Annotated in this window: 27 protein-coding genes and 2 pseudogenes; 24 read left to right on the forward strand and 5 right to left on the reverse strand. The window is 34.7% G+C overall.

Annotation, left to right across the window (positions count from 1 at the left end; all coding sequences use genetic code 11):
* Window positions 1-461 precede the first annotated feature (461 nt).
* The 3 genes from TZ94_RS08845 to msr(D) all read left to right on the forward strand — a co-directional run bounded on the left by TZ94_RS08845 (window position 462) and on the right by msr(D) (window position 3818).
* Window positions 462-632 carry a hypothetical protein gene (locus tag TZ94_RS08845; protein ID WP_000873143.1) on the forward strand — a complete coding sequence of 57 codons (171 nt, stop codon included), beginning with the start codon at window positions 462-464 and terminating at the stop codon, window positions 630-632.
* Window positions 633-1017: 385 nt separating this feature from the next.
* A complete protein-coding gene (mef(A), locus tag TZ94_RS08850) occupies window positions 1018-2235 on the forward strand; it encodes a macrolide efflux MFS transporter Mef(A) (protein WP_000417519.1) in 1218 nt (405 codons plus the stop codon).
* 119 nt (window positions 2236-2354) lie between these two features.
* Window positions 2355-3818 carry an ABC-F type ribosomal protection protein Msr(D) gene (gene msr(D) / locus TZ94_RS08855; RefSeq protein WP_000420313.1) on the forward strand — a complete coding sequence of 488 codons (1464 nt, stop codon included), beginning with the start codon at window positions 2355-2357 and terminating at the stop codon, window positions 3816-3818.
* A 117-nt stretch (window positions 3819-3935) separates the two neighbouring features.
* Here msr(D) and TZ94_RS08860 read toward each other — a convergent pair whose 3' ends face one another.
* The 4 genes from TZ94_RS08860 to TZ94_RS08875 are packed head-to-tail and all read right to left on the reverse strand — an operon-like array spanning window position 3936 to window position 5180.
* Window positions 3936-4235 carry a DUF5960 family protein gene (locus TZ94_RS08860; RefSeq protein WP_001072467.1) on the reverse strand — a complete coding sequence of 100 codons (300 nt, stop codon included), beginning with the start codon at window positions 4233-4235 and terminating at the stop codon, window positions 3936-3938.
* Window positions 4222-4590, reverse strand: coding sequence for a hypothetical protein (locus tag TZ94_RS08865; RefSeq protein ID WP_000567222.1), 369 nt, complete (start codon window positions 4588-4590; stop codon window positions 4222-4224). The genes TZ94_RS08860 and TZ94_RS08865 overlap by 14 nt, the downstream gene beginning before the upstream one ends.
* A 12-nt stretch (window positions 4591-4602) precedes the next feature.
* Window positions 4603-4938 carry a hypothetical protein gene (locus TZ94_RS08870; RefSeq protein ID WP_000806926.1) on the reverse strand — a complete coding sequence of 112 codons (336 nt, stop codon included), beginning with the start codon at window positions 4936-4938 and terminating at the stop codon, window positions 4603-4605.
* A complete protein-coding gene (locus TZ94_RS08875; protein ID WP_001813542.1) occupies window positions 4935-5180 on the reverse strand; it encodes a hypothetical protein in 246 nt (81 codons plus the stop codon). The genes TZ94_RS08870 and TZ94_RS08875 overlap by 4 nt, the downstream gene beginning before the upstream one ends.
* Before the next feature lie 423 nt (window positions 5181-5603).
* On the opposite strand from TZ94_RS08875, the gene TZ94_RS08885 reads away from it, so the two are divergent.
* The 20 genes and pseudogenes from TZ94_RS08885 to TZ94_RS08965 all read left to right on the forward strand — a co-directional run bounded on the left by TZ94_RS08885 (window position 5604) and on the right by TZ94_RS08965 (window position 18182).
* The gene (locus tag TZ94_RS08885) at window positions 5604-6356 is read left to right on the forward strand and encodes a CPBP family intramembrane glutamic endopeptidase (RefSeq protein ID WP_045616030.1); all 753 of its coding nucleotides are present in this window, start codon (window positions 5604-5606) and stop codon (window positions 6354-6356) included.
* Window positions 6357-6444: 88 nt separating this feature from the next.
* Window positions 6445-6936, forward strand: a complete 492-nt coding sequence (locus TZ94_RS08890) for a nucleotidyltransferase (RefSeq protein ID WP_006148485.1) — start codon at window positions 6445-6447, stop codon at window positions 6934-6936.
* 262 nt (window positions 6937-7198) lie between these two features.
* Window positions 7199-8005, forward strand: a complete 807-nt coding sequence (locus TZ94_RS08895; RefSeq protein WP_045616034.1) for an alpha/beta fold hydrolase — start codon at window positions 7199-7201, stop codon at window positions 8003-8005.
* An 11-nt stretch (window positions 8006-8016) separates the two neighbouring features.
* Window positions 8017-8835, forward strand: a complete 819-nt coding sequence (locus tag TZ94_RS08900; protein WP_045616036.1) for an ADP-ribosylglycohydrolase family protein — start codon at window positions 8017-8019, stop codon at window positions 8833-8835.
* 66 nt (window positions 8836-8901) lie between these two features.
* Window positions 8902-9687, forward strand: a complete 786-nt coding sequence (locus TZ94_RS08905) for a hypothetical protein (protein WP_045616038.1) — start codon at window positions 8902-8904, stop codon at window positions 9685-9687.
* Between the two features lie 204 nt (window positions 9688-9891).
* Window positions 9892-10383, forward strand: a complete 492-nt coding sequence (locus TZ94_RS08910; RefSeq protein WP_045616041.1) for a nucleotidyltransferase — start codon at window positions 9892-9894, stop codon at window positions 10381-10383.
* Between the two features lie 42 nt (window positions 10384-10425).
* Window positions 10426-10503 (forward strand): annotated as a pseudogene (locus TZ94_RS10175) (CPBP family intramembrane glutamic endopeptidase); the annotation flags it as partial.
* A gap of 16 nt (window positions 10504-10519) precedes the next feature.
* Complete coding sequence (locus TZ94_RS08915) at window positions 10520-10930, forward strand: DUF7668 domain-containing protein (protein ID WP_045616043.1); 411 nt, start codon at window positions 10520-10522, stop codon at window positions 10928-10930.
* A 110-nt stretch (window positions 10931-11040) separates the two neighbouring features.
* Window positions 11041-11202: a hypothetical protein gene (locus tag TZ94_RS09985; protein ID WP_198921343.1), complete on the forward strand. Its 162-nt coding sequence runs from the start codon at window positions 11041-11043 to the stop codon at window positions 11200-11202.
* Between the two features lie 20 nt (window positions 11203-11222).
* Window positions 11223-11714 (forward strand): phosphoribosylanthranilate isomerase, encoded by a 492-nt coding sequence (locus TZ94_RS08920; RefSeq protein ID WP_045616044.1) that lies wholly within the window; start codon window positions 11223-11225, stop codon window positions 11712-11714.
* Window positions 11715-11756: 42 nt separating this feature from the next.
* Window positions 11757-11834, forward strand: a pseudogene (locus tag TZ94_RS10180) (CPBP family intramembrane glutamic endopeptidase); the annotation flags it as partial.
* A gap of 305 nt (window positions 11835-12139) precedes the next feature.
* The gene (locus TZ94_RS08925; protein WP_045616045.1) at window positions 12140-12757 is read left to right on the forward strand and encodes an SAP domain-containing protein; all 618 of its coding nucleotides are present in this window, start codon (window positions 12140-12142) and stop codon (window positions 12755-12757) included.
* 115 nt (window positions 12758-12872) lie between these two features.
* Window positions 12873-13535 carry a DUF443 family protein gene (locus tag TZ94_RS08930; protein WP_006150696.1) on the forward strand — a complete coding sequence of 221 codons (663 nt, stop codon included), beginning with the start codon at window positions 12873-12875 and terminating at the stop codon, window positions 13533-13535.
* 166 nt (window positions 13536-13701) lie between these two features.
* Complete coding sequence (locus tag TZ94_RS08935; RefSeq protein ID WP_006150707.1) at window positions 13702-14463, forward strand: hypothetical protein; 762 nt, start codon at window positions 13702-13704, stop codon at window positions 14461-14463.
* 29 nt (window positions 14464-14492) lie between these two features.
* The gene (locus TZ94_RS08940; protein ID WP_000841612.1) at window positions 14493-14852 is read left to right on the forward strand and encodes a hypothetical protein; all 360 of its coding nucleotides are present in this window, start codon (window positions 14493-14495) and stop codon (window positions 14850-14852) included.
* A gap of 172 nt (window positions 14853-15024) precedes the next feature.
* A complete protein-coding gene (locus TZ94_RS08945) occupies window positions 15025-15906 on the forward strand; it encodes a diacylglycerol/lipid kinase family protein (protein ID WP_045616047.1) in 882 nt (293 codons plus the stop codon).
* A gap of 45 nt (window positions 15907-15951) precedes the next feature.
* Window positions 15952-16830: a DUF4300 family protein gene (locus TZ94_RS08950; RefSeq protein WP_045616048.1), complete on the forward strand. Its 879-nt coding sequence runs from the start codon at window positions 15952-15954 to the stop codon at window positions 16828-16830.
* 13 nt (window positions 16831-16843) lie between these two features.
* The gene (locus TZ94_RS08955; protein ID WP_045616051.1) at window positions 16844-17026 is read left to right on the forward strand and encodes a hypothetical protein; all 183 of its coding nucleotides are present in this window, start codon (window positions 16844-16846) and stop codon (window positions 17024-17026) included.
* 4 nt (window positions 17027-17030) lie between these two features.
* The gene (locus tag TZ94_RS08960; protein WP_045616054.1) at window positions 17031-17342 is read left to right on the forward strand and encodes a hypothetical protein; all 312 of its coding nucleotides are present in this window, start codon (window positions 17031-17033) and stop codon (window positions 17340-17342) included.
* 33 nt (window positions 17343-17375) lie between these two features.
* On the forward strand, window positions 17376-18182 hold the full coding sequence (locus TZ94_RS08965; RefSeq protein WP_045616055.1) for a hypothetical protein: 807 nt from the start codon (window positions 17376-17378) through the stop codon (window positions 18180-18182).
* A gap of 32 nt (window positions 18183-18214) precedes the next feature.
* Here TZ94_RS08965 and TZ94_RS08970 read toward each other — a convergent pair whose 3' ends face one another.
* Window positions 18215-19234, reverse strand: a complete 1020-nt coding sequence (locus tag TZ94_RS08970; RefSeq protein ID WP_045616057.1) for a hypothetical protein — start codon at window positions 19232-19234, stop codon at window positions 18215-18217.
* A 121-nt stretch (window positions 19235-19355) separates the two neighbouring features.
* On the opposite strand from TZ94_RS08970, the gene TZ94_RS08975 reads away from it, so the two are divergent.
* Window positions 19356-19862 carry a YfbM family protein gene (locus tag TZ94_RS08975; RefSeq protein WP_045616060.1) on the forward strand — a complete coding sequence of 169 codons (507 nt, stop codon included), beginning with the start codon at window positions 19356-19358 and terminating at the stop codon, window positions 19860-19862.
* Window positions 19863-19867 lie beyond the last annotated feature (5 nt).

Genomic DNA, 19867 nt, shown 5'->3' on the forward strand with positions numbered 1-19867 from the left:
CAAGTGCTAGCACGCAGACAGAACGGAGATAGCGAACCGCTGAGTGTGTCGCTCTGCTCGTAAAAGCTTAGAAACCTTTGAACGAAAGGGATAATGAAAGCCTTGATTGCAAGGCTTTTTGCTTTATGGTGGGTAAGTATCAGAGTGAGAAAATTTTTGGAATGAGTAGAAGTGATAGCTAGAAATTATCAGTTTCTATTTCCATTTACCCTGTGGGTACGTGTTTGTTTCCATTGACAAGGAGTTTGTGGGAATAGAAATGTACCCACCTTGTTTGAATCAAGTGAAGTGTAGTTGAAGGAAATCTGTTGAAAGCAATACTTCATTTTACCGAATAAGTAATAATTTAGGCAACTTCAAATCGATTAAAAAAAACTATTTTAAAGGTTAAGAGTAGACAAAAATTGTCCACTCTTTTTTGCAAACTCAATTTATCAATAAATGAAATGAGGGAATGTAAAATGAAATATTTTGAGGTTGAGTTAGAAAATCCTGATGAATTTTTAAAACTACAAACAGAAGATTTTGTGAAAGCTAATCGCTTGCTACTAAGGAAGATAATCCAGAGCGTTACAGTCTATGAAGAAAACTTCGTCATATCCTTTAAATCTGGCATCGAATTGGAAGTATGAGTCTCATTCCATAACTTTTATATTGAACATATCATCTTGTTGTGTTATACTATAAATTGATATAAACAAAGATGTAGGAGGAACCGAAACTATGACAGCCTCAATGCGTTTAAGATAAGCTGGCAATAAAAAAAGCAGAATCTATACCCGATGATAGGCTTTTTTGTTGTGCTTATTTATACGATATTGAGCATTCATTAGTTACGGTGAGGATATTGGTTATTTAACTATACCTTTATTTAACTATGTCTTTAATATGAATGTTTCCAAATTGTATGTATGCAGACCAAAAGCCACATTGTGGGGTTTGGCCTGCATTTTTTATTGCCTAGAATGCTATTCAAAATAGAAATTCAAGCAAAATAATATGCAGGAGATAATATAAATGGAAAAATACAACAATTGGAAACGAAAATTTTATGCAATATGGGCAGGGCAAGCAGTATCATTAATCACTAGTGCCATCCTGCAAATGGCGATTATTTTTTACCTTACAGAAAAAACAGGATCTGCGATGGTCTTGTCTATGGCTTCATTAGTAGGTTTTTTACCCTATGCGATTTTGGGACCTGCCATTGGTGTGCTAGTGGATCGTCATGATAGGAAGAAGATAATGATTGGTGCCGATTTAATTATCGCAGCAGCTGGTGCAGTGCTTGCTATTGTTGCATTCTGTATGGAGCTACCTGTCTGGATGATTATGATAGTATTGTTTATCCGTAGCATTGGAACAGCTTTTCATACCCCAGCACTCAATGCGGTTACACCACTTTTAGTACCAGAAGAACAGCTAACGAAATGCGCAGGCTATAGTCAGTCTTTGCAGTCTATAAGCTATATTGTTAGTCCGGCAGTTGCAGCACTCTTATACTCCGTTTGGGATTTAAATGCTATTATTGCCATCGACGTATTGGGTGCTGTGATTGCATCTATTACGGTAGCAATTGTACGTATACCTAAGCTGGGTAATCAAGTGCAAAGTTTAGAACCAAATTTCATAAGGGAGATGAAAGAAGGAGTTGTGGTTCTGAGACAAAACAAAGGATTGTTTGCCTTATTACTCTTAGGAACACTATATACTTTTGTTTATATGCCAATCAATGCACTATTTCCTTTAATAAGCATGGAACACTTTAATGGAACGCCTGTGCATATTTCTATTACGGAAATTTCCTTTGCATTTGGGATGCTAGCAGGAGGCTTATTATTAGGAAGATTAGGGGGCTTCGAAAAGCATGTATTACTAATAACAAGTTCATTTTTTATAATGGGGACCAGTTTAGCCGTTTCGGGAATACTTCCTCCAAATGGATTTGTAATATTCGTAGTTTGCTGTGCAATAATGGGGCTTTCGGTGCCATTTTATAGCGGTGTGCAAACAGCTCTTTTTCAGGAGAAAATTAAGCCTGAATATTTAGGACGTGTATTTTCTTTGATCGGAAGTATCATGTCACTTGCTATGCCAATTGGGTTAATTCTTTCTGGATTCTTTGCTGATAAAATCGGTGTAAATCATTGGTTTTTACTATCAGGTATTTTAATTATTGGCATTGCTATAGTTTGCCAAATGATAACTGAGGTTAGAAAATTAGATTTAAAATAAACAATATTGGAGGAATATTTATGTATCTTATTTTCATGTAACTCTTCCTGCTAAAATCGCAGGGTTTTCCCTGCATACAAGCAAATGAAAGCATGCGATTATAGACAGGAGGAAATGTTATGGAATTAATATTAAAAGCAAAAGACATTCGTGTGGAATTCAAAGGACGCGATGTTTTAGATATAAATGAATTAGAAGTATATGATTATGACCGTATTGGTTTAGTAGGAGCAAATGGTGCTGGAAAAAGCACTTTACTCAGGGTACTTTTAGGAGAATTAACTCCCCCAGGATGTAAAATGAATCGTCTGGGTGAACTTGCCTATATTCCCCAGTTGGACGAAGTAACTCTGCAGGAGGAAAAAGATTTTGCACTTGTAGGCAAGCTAGGTGTTGAGCAATTAAATATACAGACTATGAGCGGTGGTGAAGAAACAAGGCTTAAAATAGCACAGGCCTTATCGGCACAGGTTCATGGTATTTTAGCGGATGAACCTACGAGCCATTTAGACCGTGAAGGAATTGATTTTCTAATAGGACAGCTAAAATATTTTACAGGTGCACTGTTAGTTATTAGCCATGACCGCTATTTTCTTGATGAAATAGTAGATAAAATATGGGAACTGAAAGATGGCAAAATCACTGAGTATTGGGGAAACTATTCTGATTATCTTCGTCAGAAAGAGGAAGAACGTAAGAGCCAAGCTGCAGAATACGAACAATTTATTGCGGAACGTGCCCGATTGGAAAGGGCTGCGGAGGAAAAGCGAAAACAGGCTCGTAAAATAGAACAGAAGGCAAAAGGTTCTTCAAAGAAAAAAAGTACTGAAGACGGAGGGCGTTTAGCTCATCAAAAATCAATAGGAAGTAAGGAAAAAAAGATGTATAATGCTGCTAAAACCCTAGAGCACAGGATTGCGGCCTTAGGAAAAGTAGAAGCTCCGGAAGGCATTCGCAGAATTCGTTTCAGGCAAAGTAAAGCATTGGAGCTCCATAATCCATACCCTATAGTCGGTGCAGAAATTAATAAAGTATTTGGGGATAAGGCTCTGTTTGAAAATGCATCTTTTCAAATTCCGTTAGGAGCAAAAGTGGCGTTAACTGGTGGTAATGGAATCGGAAAAACAACTTTAATCCAAATGATCTTAAACCATGAAGAAGGAATTTCTATTTCGCCTAAGGCAAAAATAGGTTACTTTGCACAGAATGGTTACAAGTACAACAGTAATCAGAATGTTATGGAGTTTATGCAGAAGGATTGTGACTACAATATATCAGAAATTCGTTCAGTGCTAGCATCTATGGGGTTCAAACAGAACGATATTGGAAAAAGTTTATCTGTTTTAAGCGGTGGAGAAATTATAAAATTGTTGCTTGCTAAAATGCTCATGGGTAGATATAACATCCTAATAATGGATGAACCCAGTAACTTCCTTGACATACCAAGTTTAGAGGCTTTGGAAATACTAATGAAGGAGTACACCGGAACTATCGTGTTTATCACCCACGATAAACGATTACTCGAAAATGTAGCAGATGTAGTTTATGAAATTAGAGATAAGAAAATAAATCTGAAACATTAAATTTAAGGTAGTCGCTGGTCAGTATAGTCTGTTCTGGTTGGCGACTCCATTGTTAAAGAGTATAAAGACTTTAGATTTTATGAATATTAAAAATAGGAACAGTCAATTGAACTGCTCCTATTTTTCTGCTAAATATATTGTAGTTTTCTTATATGTATAATGATAGATTAGCGGATTCTCATCTACGGTACTTACTTCAAATATGAAGAAGTGATCGCGGTTATCTCTGGACTTTTCCTTATTGAGGACAAAGTAATTCTTACGTGAAGTCGCCATTGTTTTTAGGATATCATCAGTTAGGAAGGTCAATGGAATATTCATGTTAGAGTAGCGGTAGAAGTCACGTTCAAAATCTTGGTAGCTCTCGCTATAATAGTCCATTTGTAGGTGATTACGCTGAAACTCAAGCTGATTCATAGAGCACCTCCTCGACAAGTTCAATACTAATAATGTCTTTTAATTTCAAATTGATGTGACCTGTTGTAGTTTTTATCAAAATGAAATCTTTGGTCAGACTTGGTATTGTTCCAGTGTAGGAAACACGCTTGTTTTTTTCAATCACTTGAATGCGTGTGCGTAGCTGCCCGGCGTATACTTGACTGAGGAGTAATAATTTCTTCTCTAGTGATAAGTCAGACATGTACGTTACTTTGTTTGTATCATCAGAGAGTGCTGATGCATGTTCAGATAGGAAAAAGCCCATCCATTTTTGCATCTTTGTATCCTGGTACTCTCTTGCTGATTGAAATGGTAAATATGAACGGTCAATCATATCAAATCCTTTCTATGCAGAGGCAAGGGTATTTTTATCAAATTGAATCGTAAAACCTTGAATTCCCCCACCTGTGTAACATTCTTTAAAGCGATTGATTACCTCAGTATAGATTATCACAGATGAGCTTGTTGGCTTAATGCTAAATGTAAATTCCAATGGTAATCGGTTTTCAGATTTAGCATGTACTAGTCGTATCGATATTTCAGTTGTTTTGAGTTTTCTCTGACGAAGTTTTGAAGTTGCTGTTTCAACGATTCCATGTAAAAATCTTTCAAGCATTTCAATATCATTACATCCTTTGCTACGGATTTCTGAAAATTGTACTGTATTTTTTTCTTGTTTCATTTTAATCCCTCCAATCCACCCGCGGAATGACCACCGATAAGTTTACTGCGTTCAATATTTCTGGAACCTTCAGTTAGGACGGTTCCTTTTTGTATGGCTAAAAAACCAAACTGTTCTCTGACAACATCAATAGCTGTCTGAAGTCTATTATCTTTTTCAATTTGTTCTACATCATCAAAGAGTGATAGTAGAGTATAGCTTTCATCTACGAAGCCACTATAAGATACACCAATTTGTCTCACTGCACCAGAGGTGTATTTTTTCGGAATAATACAAGTACATGACTCACCATTGTTTTGGGGAGATTTGCGGGTTCAATTTTATTCTGAGCATTTATAGATTTTTTCATCTCAGTCCTAGAATAGCCAATATGAATAGAAACGACAGTAGTCAATACTAGGGCTACTGTTCCGTTCCACAGTATCATTTAAAAATCATTTTCACACCCTTTCGTCTATTAGTATAGAAGAAAGCTCTCAGCACACGCCGAGTGTGTAGCTTTGCTGGTAAAAGCCTAGAAAGCTTGGTATGAATCAATAATGAAAAGCCTTGATTGTAAGGCTTTTTTTGCATTTTTGTGATAAAATATAGGTAGTTTTAATCGAGAGCAACTAAGAAGCAGTAGCAAATATTACATATAAAATAATCAAAATAAGGAAGATAAAATGACAGAAATTGACAAAAATAATTTAAAAAATTATCTTTATTGTACATTTGGAATTACTTATATAGCTTGGGGGATTCTTGCCATCTTTACTCAATCTCATATTTTGGGATTAGAAACATTTATAGGGAGAATGTTACATATAGTAGGTGCACTTGGTCCAGCTATTGCAAGTGGCTTTTATTTGAAAAGGAATAATATAAAATTTAAACATTTTTTATTTAGTAAGAAAGAAAATAGTAGTATTTATTTCATTATTCATTTGTTAGCAATTTTGATACTATTTTCTGTATCTTCCTTAGAATTAAATGAAGTATCAATTTATCTGATGCCATTATTCTTTATACAACTAATTTTTTTTGGTGGTGGACATGAAGAATTAGGATGGAGAGGAATATTACAGCCGTTACTTGATAAAAAATATACTTATTGGCAATCTAATTTGATTGTAGGATCAATTTGGGGAATATGGCATCTGCCTTTATGGTTTATAGTTGGAGAAAGTCATCAAGGATTTCCTTTTATTTTATTTTTTATATATACATTGTTTTTAAGCTTTGTTTTAGGGCTTCTTTATCGTCAAACGAAATCTGTGGGATACTGTCTATTATTCCATACGTTCGCAAATTTGTTAAATCTCTATTTTGTGTTGAAGATTAATCTTATTTTTATTATCATTTTTATTGGTTATTTGATTTATACTATATTGGCGAGTAATAGAATTAGTAAGGAAAAGAATTTATATCCAAAATAACAGGATATACTCTAGAAAATGAAGATGATTTTGTTCAAGGTAATAAAGAAGAAATAACGAAGATTTATATGAAAGGTTTAAAGTAAACATGAGTCTCTTATTTGAAGAATTTAAAACCATTTGTTTCCATTTAAATCGAGTCGGAATTACACCGACACTGATGGGGTCTTTGGGATTGGAGTTTAGAACAAAAGAAAATTGGGGGGCGTCTGACATTGACATTCATGTACCTGGTGACCCTAGAGGTTGGGAAGCACCTGACCATCTCAGAATTTATGACTGGGACAAGATAATGAAAGTGATGAAAGACTTAGGCTACGTCTTAATAGATATTCATGAGCATGAACTCAAAAACGATCGAGTGAGTGTTGAATTTGGAAGTATCGATTCCTTACCTGATTTTGCAGGAGTTTCGGAATCGGATATAGAGCTTATTCACATTGAAGGCATCACTTTTCGTCTTCCAAGTCTGGAGCAGTATCTAAGTATTTACAAAGCTTCTTCTCAAGACTCCTATCGAAATGAACAAAATAACAATAAGGATTTTAAAAAGATCGAGTGGCTGGAAAAACATTTGTAAATTATCATATGAAAAGTAGTAAGTTGTAAGACTGGCTGCTATGTTATTTTTATTGGTTATTTAATTTATACGATATTGGCTAGTAATAGAATTAGTAAAGAAAAAAGATTTTAAAATTTAGATCAGGATACCCATTATTAAAGGTAACATTCTATCTAGATAATCGATGTTAGAGATTGTCTGTTTAAAGTGGTATCACAGCTTGTTCAAACAGATTAAACAAAGATGTAGCTAGGAATGTCTTACAGTAAGGAGTTTAAATATGAAATTCCATGAATTTGGTGATAAGAATTTGCCTTCTATCTTGCTGATACATGGCGGTGGCAGTTCTTGGTGGAATTATCTTCGTCAAGCACGGATCTTATCGGAGAAGTATCGTGTCATTCTACCCACCTTGAATGGCCACGGCGAAGAATATCAACTTGATTATGTTTCTACTGAAGATTCTGCTTTGGAGATTCTGGACTATATCAAAGCAAACTGTGGTGGGAAATTGTTTGCAATCGGTGGTGTTTCACTTGGTGGTCAAATTACTATGGAGCTTTTGTCAATAGACAGAGATATAGCTGAGAAAGCCATCATAGATGGAAGCCTCTGTATTCCTCAACCAAGGTTGGCTAAAATCAGTATTTTTCTGGTACGTCTATTTGGCAAACTAATGATTAGTAAATTCTCTTGCAAACTTCAGTTAAGCATGATGAACAAACTCTATCCTAAACTCGCTTATCCAGAGGAACTAAAAGATTATTATTTGGAGGATCTGCCAAGGACGCCTATCAAAACATTGGTGACCATTTACAAAACCTATATGGGGCATTACAAGCTAAAGAATACGATTTCTGTTAATAAGGCGCAGGTTCTTTATATTTATGGTGAAAAAGAATTGAACTGTGTGAAAGCATCAGCGAAATTATTTCAACAACTGCATCCAAATACGATTTTGTATGAAGCTAAGGGCTATAACCATGGCTATTTATCAGCTTACCTGCCTCAAGAGTGGATTAATTTGGTGGTGCCATTTTTAAAGAGTGATTCATTGGAAATGTGTAATGAATCTGATATATCATAAGGAGGAATCTGATGCTAGGAGCAATAGTTGGAGATATTGTTGGTTCTGTTTATGAATGGGACAACATTAAAACGAAAGACTTCCCTTTATTTCGTGAGGATTGTTTTTTCACTGATGATACGGTTATGACCTGTGCTGTTGCAGAAGCCGTTATGAATGGCGGTAAGAAGGATGACTTTATTGATCCCATGAAAAAATATGGTAGGATGTATCCCGATGCAGGTTACGGTGTAAGATTTGATACGTGGATTCATAGTGATAACCGTGAACCTTACAATAGTTTTGGAAATGGTTCTGCGATGCGCGTTTCTCCGTGTGCTTTGGTGATGGATGCCACAACAGACGAGTTGCCGTCTGAGGTGAAACGTCTGGCGCAACTTTCTGCAGAGGTGACGCATAACCATCCAGAAGGAATCAAAGGAGCAATGGCTACAGTGGATGCTATTTACATGTGCCGTTATTTCTTTGGTGATGATAGTAGCGATAACCCTGAGGAGCTTAAAAGACGCATCAAGGAACACATCGAGAAAGAGTATGGATATGACCTTTCTAAAACGCTAGATGAAATTCGTCCTACGTATCGATTCAATGAAACGTGTCAGGATACCGTTCCTCAGGCCATCGTTGCCTTTCTAGAAAGTACAGATTTTGAAGACGCGATTCGAAATGCGATTTCTCTTGGTGGAGACAGCGATACTCTTGCTGCAATCACAGGAAGTATCGCCGAGGCAGCTTATGGAATTCCTCAGTGGATCAAAGACAAGGCCTTTAGCTATCTAGATGAGCCTTTGAAAGAGGTGCTTAGACGATGGGAAAAGGAAGTTGGCTGAATTTATAGAAAAAAGGCTATTGCTCGATAATAGTTAAATTTCCCAGATCAGATGGAGGTAAACCGAGTGATTCAACTTAACCGTTTTAAAAAAGTAAATGGAAATTGTTTAATTAACAATCATAAACAATCCTATAAGAGTTTTGAAAATATAGATACTAATGTGGGCACTTTAATCGGCAGCTATCAATCTCAGAAAAATAACTTAACTTGGTTTGCTTATCGAAAAAGTAGCCATGAAATTCGGATTGAAGTGAGAGACGAACAGAATTTTCAAAGTTACTATTTAGATTTGGAAGATAGCTTTCTTGATTCTGAAGTAACTTTTAAGGGCTTCTCTGATAATAGAATCATCGTTTCATTGACAGCGGGACAGGATGGTTCACAGGACTTTTGCCTTGAATTTTTGAATCATGAGCTAAATGTGAGACATAAATTTCCACGAAATTTGGCGTTTGTTTTTTCGACTGACGAGGAGAGTTCATTGTTGGTAAATTTTTACTCGACTGAATTTTATATAATATCAAATCATGATTTCCAAATAAAATTTAGTCAAAGATTTCCTGTATTTGAACAGGACGAGGTATCAAACGTATGGAAGATTAACAATTCCTATGGTGTATTCTCTACAACGGAAGAAAGATGGTTTGTGTTTCATTTAAAGACATTGGAACTCGTTGATGAAATGATACTAGAAAAATGCCATGGAGAATACTCTGGGGTAGACACACTGTTTCAGACAAGCAATCAATTAATATTTAGATGCTATCAATACAATGAAGGAACAAAAAAAGTTGAATACATGAGTGTGGAAAAGAAAGATTTAGAGAGTATGATTGAACAATTACGCTAAGGAAAGTTTAGGAGGGTTATCGATGTATTTATTGGAATTGTATCAAAATTCTTCCTATGAAGATCTAGTTGCATTTGGTTCCTTAAAAGAAGGAAAAGAATTTATATCCAAAATAACTGGATAAACTCTAGAAAATGAAGATGATTTTGTTCAAGGTAATAAAGAAGAAATAACGAAGATTTATATGAAAGGTTTAGAGTAAACATGAGTCTCTTATTTGAAGAATTTAAAACCATTTGTTTCCATTTAAATCGAGTCGGAATTACACCGACACTGATGGGGTCTTTGGGATTGGAGTTTAGAACGAAAGAAAATTGGGGGCCGTCTGACATTGACATTCATGTGCCTGGTGACACTAGAGGTTGGGAAGCACCTGATCATCTCAGAATTTATGACTGGGACAAGATAATGAAAGTGATGAAAGACTTAGGCTACGTCTTAATAGATATTCATGAGCATGAATTCCAAAAGGATAGAGTGAGTGTTGAATTTGGAAGTATCGATTCCTTACTTGATTTTGCAGGAGTTTCGGAATCGGATATAGAGCTTATTCACATTGAAGGCATCACTTTTCGTCTTCCAAGTCTGGAGCAGTATCTAAATATTTACAAAGCTTCTTCTCAAGACTCCTATCGAAATGAACAAAATAACAATAAGGATTTTAAAAAGATCGAGTGGCTGGAAAAACATTTGTAAATTATCATATGAAAAGTAGTAAGTTGTAAGACTGACTGCTATGTTATTTTTATTGGTTATTTAATTTATACTATATTGGCTAGTAATAGAATTAGTAAGGAAACAACATTTAAATTTTAGAAAAGGAAGTATTGTCATGGGAATATTCGATGATTTTGAGTACAAAGAAAACTACCAAAATGAAGAAAAAGTAATTGAAGTACTTAAAAAGATTTTAAGAGCAATTCATCTAAATAACTATAATGATATTATGGATTGTGTTGATGGTTCAGAAGTTGATGATGTAAGAGAGTTACTTGAATATATTGACGATTCATTACAATTAAATGATTTTGATAAAATTGATGAATATGGTGTAGAATGTAATTTTCATCCGAATTATGAGTATTCTCAACTACAAGTTTATGAATTTAATGATCAAACTGGCTTTGTTGTTGAATATCAGATGACCTCCGAATCTGAATTAGTAGATTTAACCCTACAATTAGAATTTTTATACAATAATGATGGTTACAAAATAACTTCTATAGATGTAGATCCTGGATAAACCAAACTTAATTATCTTCGTTATATGATAAATGCGTATATTAAGGATAGATAATTTGATTGTAAGTTGCTTAAAACATCGGTTAGTTTTCAAATATTGAGAGATTAAAGATGTATCTATTGGAATTGTATCAAAATTATTATTTTAAAAATTTAGTCGCTTTTGATTCTTTAGAAGAAGGGAAAGCCTTTGTATCTAAAATAACTGGATATACTCTAGAAAATGAAAATGATTTTGATCAAGGTAATAAAGTAGAAATAACGAACATTTAGATGAAAGGTTTAGAGTAAACATGAGTCTCTTATTTGAAGAATTTAAAACCATTTGTTTCCATTTAAATCGAGTCGGAATTACACCGACACTGATGGGTTCTTTGGGATTGGAGTTTAGATCGAAAGAAAATTGGGTGCCGTCTGACATTGACATTCATGTACCTGGTGACCCAAGAGGTTGGGAAGCACCTGACCATCTCAGAATTTATGACTGGGACAAGATAATGAAAGTGATGAAAGACTTAGGCTACGTCTTAATAGATATTCATGAGCATGAATTCCAAAAGGATAGAGAGAGTGTTGAATTTGGAAGTATCGATTCCTTACTTGATTTTGCAGGAGTTTCGGAATCGGATATAGAGCTTATTCACATTGAAGGCATCACTTTTCGTCTTCCAAGTCTGGAGCAGTATCTAAGTATTTACAAAGCTTCTTCTCAAGACTCCTATCGAAATGAACAAAATAACAATAAGGATTTTAAAAAAATCGAGTGGCTGGAAAAACATTTGTAAATTATCATATGAAAAGTAGTAAGTTGTAAGACTGGCTGCTATGTTATTTTTATTGGTTATTTGATTTATACGATATTGGCTAGTAATAGAATTAGTAAGGAAACAACATTTAAATTTTAGATCAGCTTATCCATTATTGAAAGTAACGAATTTTAATTAGATGATTAATGTTAGAGAATTATCAATTGTAATTTTAAGTGGAGTTATGGATGCCGTTTCTTTTGAGAGTGATGATAATCTTTCCGTTCCACAGTATCATTTTAAAATGATTTTCATTGCCTTTTGTTTATTAGTATAAAAGCAGAATATTACCACACGTGGAGTGTGTAAATTTATTAGTGAAACATAGTTAATCCTCAAACTAAAGAAACTAAAACTCCATTATTTAGAAATGAAAACCTAAACTGTTTTAAGGAGCTAAAATATTGATAGAAAGCAGACCTGAGTTTGATAAAGTCACATCCTTTGATGAATTTAATAAATATTACTGGTATCGTGATGAACTTTCACAGATATGCAAGTCATTAGGGCTTGAATATAGAGGTACAAAACAAGAACTCAATGATATTATTGAGCAGTACTTCAAGGGAAACTTGATTAAAAAACCATCAGTAAAAAGAAATAAGAAACGAGTAGAAGTCGTTACCTTAGATACGCCCTTACTTGAATGTAGATTTGCCTTTAATGCACACTTTAGAGAATATTTCTCTACTTTAACAGGTGTTTCGCCCTTTAAATTTACTGCTGATATGGCCACTGCCTGGAGAAAAGTAAAAAGGGAACATGATTTGAGTTTTACAATCCAAGACATGCTAAAAGTTTATTATGGAGATTCAGATTATGCCAAGTATGACCATTCGGTTTGTCAATGGAATCAATTTTTAAAGGATTTCTGTGTAGACGAAAATAGTGCCAACTACTTGAATAAACTAAAAGTAGCTTCTATTCTTTGGAAAGAAGTTAGAAATTCAAGTAATGAAAAAATTTATTCAAAGAATCTTTTAACTAAATATGCAGATAAAATAAACGAGTATGGTGAGTAGGATATTATTTATTTGCTTAATAAACAATTTAAAAAAGCCAATACAAAAAAAGTAAAACAAATAAGGTCTTTGATATAAGAATTAATTTAACTCTGATAAGATTTGAAAGGTGATTATGAAAGTAAAATTTAAAGAAACGAATAAGTTTTTTTTCAAAATAGTAGAAGTAGAGGGAGAAAAGTATATTCTAGATTTGACGACCGTTAGCCCCAAATCCTATTTCTGGGGTTCTATTCCTGATGAGATTACTGCAAAAATGCAAAAGTTAGATAAAAGAGATACGCGTTTTGAAAGTGTGGCTCCAACTATGAGTAAATCGATTGGGGTTGCAATTGGTACAGCAATAGGGGGTTCTGGCTATCGTCTAGTGACGAATTTTTTTAGAAACAATGGGATTAGTCACAACCTTCCTTTAAAGATAGGCTTATATGGCCTGTTCATCTTCCTAGCTTATCTTGTTTTCTGGTTCATTGCCATAAGAGCTCGTCATAGTGTCCAAAAAAGACTTGAGAATAAAGTTTCAAACTATCAAATAACCTTTAAACCAGTAGGAAATAAACGTCAATTAAAACATTACAAACTTCTTCCTTTTATCCTTGTTCCGACTCTTGGATGTTTTGCATTCTATCTATATACTGTTAATGGAACAGAGGGAGCCTTACTTGTTATTAATAGTATTCTATTGTTGGGATTCTTTACAGTGATTTTAGGCATGTCACCACTCCGAGAAAGTGTCGAAAAGCAAGAGATTATTTTTGAAAAAATCGAGCAGTTATAAGTTAAGATGAAAGCTATTTTATGATCCTCTTTTGCAGGTCACATTGGGTTATTTTATCAGAAAAAATTATGTAATAGCGAAGAAAGTGTTTATGTTGCTCAATAACTCATTTAAGGTTCAGAACTTCTCTCGTAATGACATTTTATAATTTAGAAAAGGTGTAAAAATGAATTATTTAGAAATACGCAAGAAATATGGATTTTATAGAAAAGTCGTGATTGTTTTGGCTGTTCTTCTCATTCTTTCTGTAGCTTGGATGGTGAAAGATAGGACTATTCAAACCCTTTGTATTTTATTCATAAATGCACTCTTATTTCTTTTCATTGCACTAATCAGAAGAGGGTATGTAAGGAGTGGTACTAAGTTACTGTATATGGACTTAGATTTACCATCTTGGAAGCAATACATTGAATTGAAGAAAGATGCAAAAAGAGCTATTATAAAAATGGATGTGACACTAACATCTGTTGGGTATTCCTATATGATTGGTGATTTCGATGCTGCCATTAAGGAGGCTTCTGAAGCAATGACTGATCAAAAACTGAAGCTGAAATATAGGGATTTTTTAGAAAGTTATCTTATTCGTTCGACAGTTCTTGCAAATCCTAACCTGACCAGGGACCAGCTTAATCTTATGCTAAACAAAATGTCCATCTCAGATTCCTCTCTAGCCGAGAAAACAAAAAGCGTGAGTATCGCACTTTACGATTTAACAATTGCTCATCAATCCAATGATTACTTTGAAGACTTGGAAAACGAATTTAAATATCAACAATTGGAAATCACTTACTATCAAGCTTTGAACTCTGAATTAAAAGGAGATATGACTAGGGCGAATGAATTGTTTAGAATACTCGCTCAAGAAGATGAACAGCTCTATATCGTCCAGAAGTCTAAAGGATTTTTAAATAGTGAATCTATTAATTAGCAATGAATAAGTACAGAAAAGGATTGAATATGAAATCAAACAGTTTATTTTTTTTTAATGGAATTTTTGCTTTAACGTGCTCTCCCATTATTGCATTTGCATTTTTCTATAGATGGGAGATAAGATTTATCAATGGGGCTCTTCGTTTTGTTGATAAACCAGCATGGGCTTTTTCAGTAAATTTAATTAGTTTTATATTTCTTGTTTGTTCTATACTTGCAATTTTCATTTATAGAAAAGAATCAAATGGTCGTAAGAAAAGCTTTTTGTTTCTTTTAGTTGCATCTATCACAGGTTTTATCCCCTTCCTTTCATTTTTTTCAGCAATTTTTGCTCTTATTGCTGGAATTTTATATCTGGTTGATTTTAATCGATTGGTAAAAGAATAAACTAGAAGTTATTTATCATTTTCAGCATATCCAACCTTTTTTAGAACTGATTCTCTCAATCTCCAGTACGTCTGATTTCTATTTTCTGAGGTTTCATTTTATAATAGCATTATATGTAATGACTGATGTAGTTACACTAACATTTCTATTTAAAAATTAAGGAGTATTATCAATGAAAAAAGCAATGTTAATTATAAACCCTACCTCTGGTGGGGAAAAGGCTTTGGATTATAAGGTCAAGCTGGAGAATAAGGCCAAAGATTATTTTGAGCACGTGGAAACCAAAATTACTGAAAAAGCGCTGGATGCAACACACTTTGCTGAGGAAGCCTCTCGTGAGCAGTACGATGCAGTCCTTGTTTTTGGTGGGGATGGTACTGTTAATGAAGTAATCTCTGGCATCGCTGAGAAAGACTACATTCCGAAACTTGCGATTATTCCAGGAGGAACTGGAAATCTCATCACGAAACTATTAGAAATCGATCAAGATATTGATGGTGCCATTGACGAGCTTGATTTTAGTTCTACCAACAAGATTGATATCGGAAAATCAAATGGAAACTATTTCGGTTATATCTTTAGTATTGGCTCTTTGCCAGAAGCTATCCACAACGTTGGGATAGAAGATAAAACAAAGTTTGGTATGCTCGCCTATGCGATTAATACCATGAAGTCTGTGGTTACAGATCAAGCATTTAACATTACAGTTGAGACTGAAAATGGAAATTACATTGGACCAGCCAGTCATGTTTTAGTTCTCCTCACCAATTATTTCGCTGACAAAAAGATCTTTGATGAAGACAAGGATGGTTATGCTAATATTTTGATTTTAAAAGATGACTCAATCCTTACTAAATTGTCGGTTATCCCTGACTTATTAAAGGGTGATGTTGTAGAAAATGATAATATTGAGTATATAAAAGCTCGTCATATAAAAATTTCTTCAGATACTGAATTAGAAACGGATGTTGACGGCGACAAATCTGATAATTTACCAGTAGAAATCAAGGTTCTAGGGCAGCATATCGAAGTCTATTCTCAACCGAAGGAATAATGATTCTCACTCTTAACAACAATTTTATTTAAAAAAGGAACGCCTATGAAATATAAAAGATTAGCAGCTATTGGTCTTTGTTCAACGCTTCTTTTGACCTTAGTGGCTTGTAGTCAACCACAAAAGGCAAGCGATGCTACTTCGGAAAACTCAGTCACTCAATCACAGTCTAATCAGGTTTCTTGGAAAGCTACTTATAGCAATATGAACAGTAAACCAAGTGAAGAAGAAGTTCGAAAAGCCTTGGCTACTCATTTGGATAAAGAAAGTGTGGATGAATTTTTCAATCTTGTCAATGACTACAATGAAACTGTTGGTTCAGTTGGTTTAACTGGAGATTTTTCTACATTTACAAAGACAGAATATGACGTAGAAAAGATTAGCAATCTTTGGACACCCAAAAAAGGTGATTTTGTCGGCACTAACTGTCGTATTAACAGTTATTGTTTATTGAAAAATTCAATCGAAATTCCTAAGTTAGAGAAAGATGATTCCCTATTGTTTGTCGATAATGATGCCATTGATAAAGGCGAGGTCTTTAGTGCAGATGACAAGGACGCTTTTGATATTCTATTTTCAAGAGTTAAAACCGAAGCAACAACTGATGTTAAGGTTCATGCTGCGAAGATGGAAAACTTCCTCTCTCAATTTAAGTTTAATGAACATGCAAGAATGTTGTCCGTAGTCGTCCATGATGACTTGGATGGGCAATCACTCTTTATCGGCCATGTGGGCATACTTGTGCCAAGCGAGGATGGCTATCTCTTTGTTGAAAAGTTGACCTTTGAGGAACCTTATCAAGCCATTAAATTTGCGACCAAGGAAGATTGTTACAAATATCTAGATACAAAATACGAAAACTATACAGGTGAAGGTCTAGCTAAGCCATTTATTATGGATAATAATAAGTGGGTTCAATTTTAAGGGAGTAGACATTATGGATGCATTGTTTGGACTGATAGTCTTGTTCCTAATAGGGGTATGGGCTGTTTGGATTATCAAGACAAATCAGCAGAGACCAAGAAATAATGAAAGATTTATTGGTTGTATCAATCGATACGATGAAGATGGAGAATCTTACCAAGCTGAAGTTTGGGAAGTGACAGAAGATGAGGAGTAGACATATGGAATTACAAGATTTTACAGAAAAAGAACAAGAAATGATTAAAAAGGGATTAACTTTTTCTAAACTTAGCGATAAGGAAACAGCCGATAAGATAATCGCTCTAATTCCTCAAGAGATGATTAAGCGTATCCCGTTTTTTGTTAGAAAACATGCCATTACACGTACTGTCAAGAGAATTTCACTTGAGTATCCAGAATTATACGCCGTTGCTGAACAAGAAGGCCAACTTCCTGAAAAGGAAGCTCAAGAATTACGACAAATTCTTACAGATATTTTCCAAGAGAAAATGAATAAGCATAAGATTAAATAAGCTTTGAGATTTAAAAAGATATAGGAGTTGAGTATGGCTATTGATGGCGTTAAAATCATTGACAGTGATCAAGGTTATGACATTTACAATGAAGTAGTCAGTCGCTATAGAGACGGTGAACAGGTGGCGAACATTATAAAGGATATCCTCGATGAGGAGAAAGATTACTGCCAAACAGACTTATTTACAGAAATTTATTGGACAGCTCTTGCCTACTCACTGTGGAAGATTGGTCACCTGACAGATGATATCAGAGATAAAACCTTGGAGCTTCTCAGAAAAGGGGCTGATCCATTTTGGTTGGAAATAGATCCAAAGGCTTTGAAGCAAAGGCAAAAGGTCTTGGAAAAACTTGCAGTTCAGTTGCAAACTGAAAATCCTAGACCTCTAAAGGTCCCTAAAGCAAAAGCTAAACGCAAACCTTACTTTGAAGAAGGAGATATTCTTGCTGTTAAGTTCGAAGATGAGTATGGTCTTGTCTTTGTATCTATGGTTGAGCAGAGTCCTAGAAAGCTTGAGTACCATCTAGCTTGTACTCGCCTCTTACAAACAAAAAAGCCCACCATCGATGATTTTTTGACCAGTCAAATCTCCTGTAAGATGGACAATACGAAGTTTGCTCTGGATACAGATTGCTGGTTCAATCACAAAGATTTAGGGCAATTATTAGAGAATATTGAAAAAATTGGACAGGTGAAACTTAGACCATTTAGTCTTTGGATGCTGGCATCTGCCCAAAATTTAGAAGATGTTTATGAAGAAATCACTAGAGATAAAGGCTCTTCTGGCCTACGGTTCATCGAAACCTATAAACTTGTCGATGATATTTTTTCAGTCTAATGTCTATCTGATAAGAGGAAAATAAGGGTTAATCATTCCCATTGACTGTGTTGGGCTCTGACACCATAGCTATCTAGGGAACCATCTGAATTGAACTTGGATTCAATACGGTACCTTTTCCAGAGGTCGTAATCTGCTGTTTGGATGGTTAGGATAAAGTTGGTATCCTTATCAGTGACATTATAATCAGCAGGATTGACTTCAAAGATATCGATTAATTTTCGTGTTTGAAAATCTTGAAGCTTGAGATTTGCTAACTTGACATGATTGATGGAAATTTCTTCTAGTTGATTCTTATCCTTAGGTGTTCTGTAATAGGTGATGATGCAGTTTTTTAGCAGATCAGTATCTTTACCTGTGGGAGTGAGGCTCATAAAGCCAAAGGACTGATTATTCCGCTTGACTTCGAGAAGCTGACCGTAGTAGAAGTGGTCGTTTTTGAGATTTGTGATGGAAGTCTCTGGACTTTTATCTTCAAAGCTAAAGCCTTTGTCCAAAAGCTCGGAAGCCTTGGTTTCCCCGATAATGATAGTGGTATCTTGAATGGTTACTGGAACAGGTTGAGCTGGAAAGCCACTCATCATCGTGCAAAACATAAAAACATAACTCGTTAAAAAAGCTGTCCCAATAAAAGCGTTGGTTGATGCATAGGTATGACTGTTATGAAAGTTTTTTCTTATAGCCAGTACAACAAATTTGCCAAGACTTTTTAAAATCATACTAACAAGCACAATAAAAAATTGTTTTTTCGAACATTCATAAACTGCTTGCGGGAAGCTATTGCCATGATAGTAGAAGCCAGCCAATAGGAGTAGATTGACGATTAAATAGATCAGCAAGAACCAATGAATCTCTTTAAGGGCATTAGCATCAGTGATTTCTTCATAGTCAACGTGAATTCTTCCTTGAATTGCATGGCCAAGTTTATAAATCCATTTGGGAATGTCTTTGCCTTTTTTAACCGCAACTACAAGTCTAATATAGAGATAGATAGTAAAGGATAAGGATAGAAAGAAAAGAGCATAAAACCCCAAAACAATACTAGTGAACATGACTGTTTCCTCTTATTTCCAATGAATACAGAACATTTTTGTTAGCTCCATTATAGCACTTTCTTGGGAAATAGAGCTAGAAATATCCGTATTATATTAACTGATTCAAAGGAGTAAAATCATGGGAATGATTGCAAATTATCAATATTTACCAGACAACGAATTAGAACAAATAAAAGGTCTCTCGAATCAAGAAGATGACTTGTTAGATTTTGTCGAGAATTCCGCTGATAGTCATGATATCTTAATAGATATTGACAAAATGTGGGATGCCTTGGTCTTTGTCATGACAGGATTTAGTAGTTCAGAATTTTTGGATGACAATACCTTGAGAGAGGCTGTTTTAGGGGTGACTCCTCTAGAGGATGTATCTGAATATATCGCCTATACTGAAAAAACAAAGCTAGCCGAGATTGTAGAAGCTTTAGAAAGTTTTGACATGGACAGATCCATGGCAGACTTTAGTATGGTGGCCTGTAAGAAAGCCGACTTGTATCCTGATATTTGGGATTATCTTGAGGAAGAGGAAGAAATCAAAGATGATATTTCAATTTGCTTTGTCAAGATGAAAGAGTTTTATAAGGAAATCTTAGAGCTAAACGGGAATGTCTTAGTGACTATTTGTTAAGGTTT

The organism is Streptococcus infantis, from assembly GCF_000960085.1.
In the GTDB taxonomy this organism is placed as follows: Bacteria; Bacillota; Bacilli; order Lactobacillales; family Streptococcaceae; genus Streptococcus; species Streptococcus infantis_C.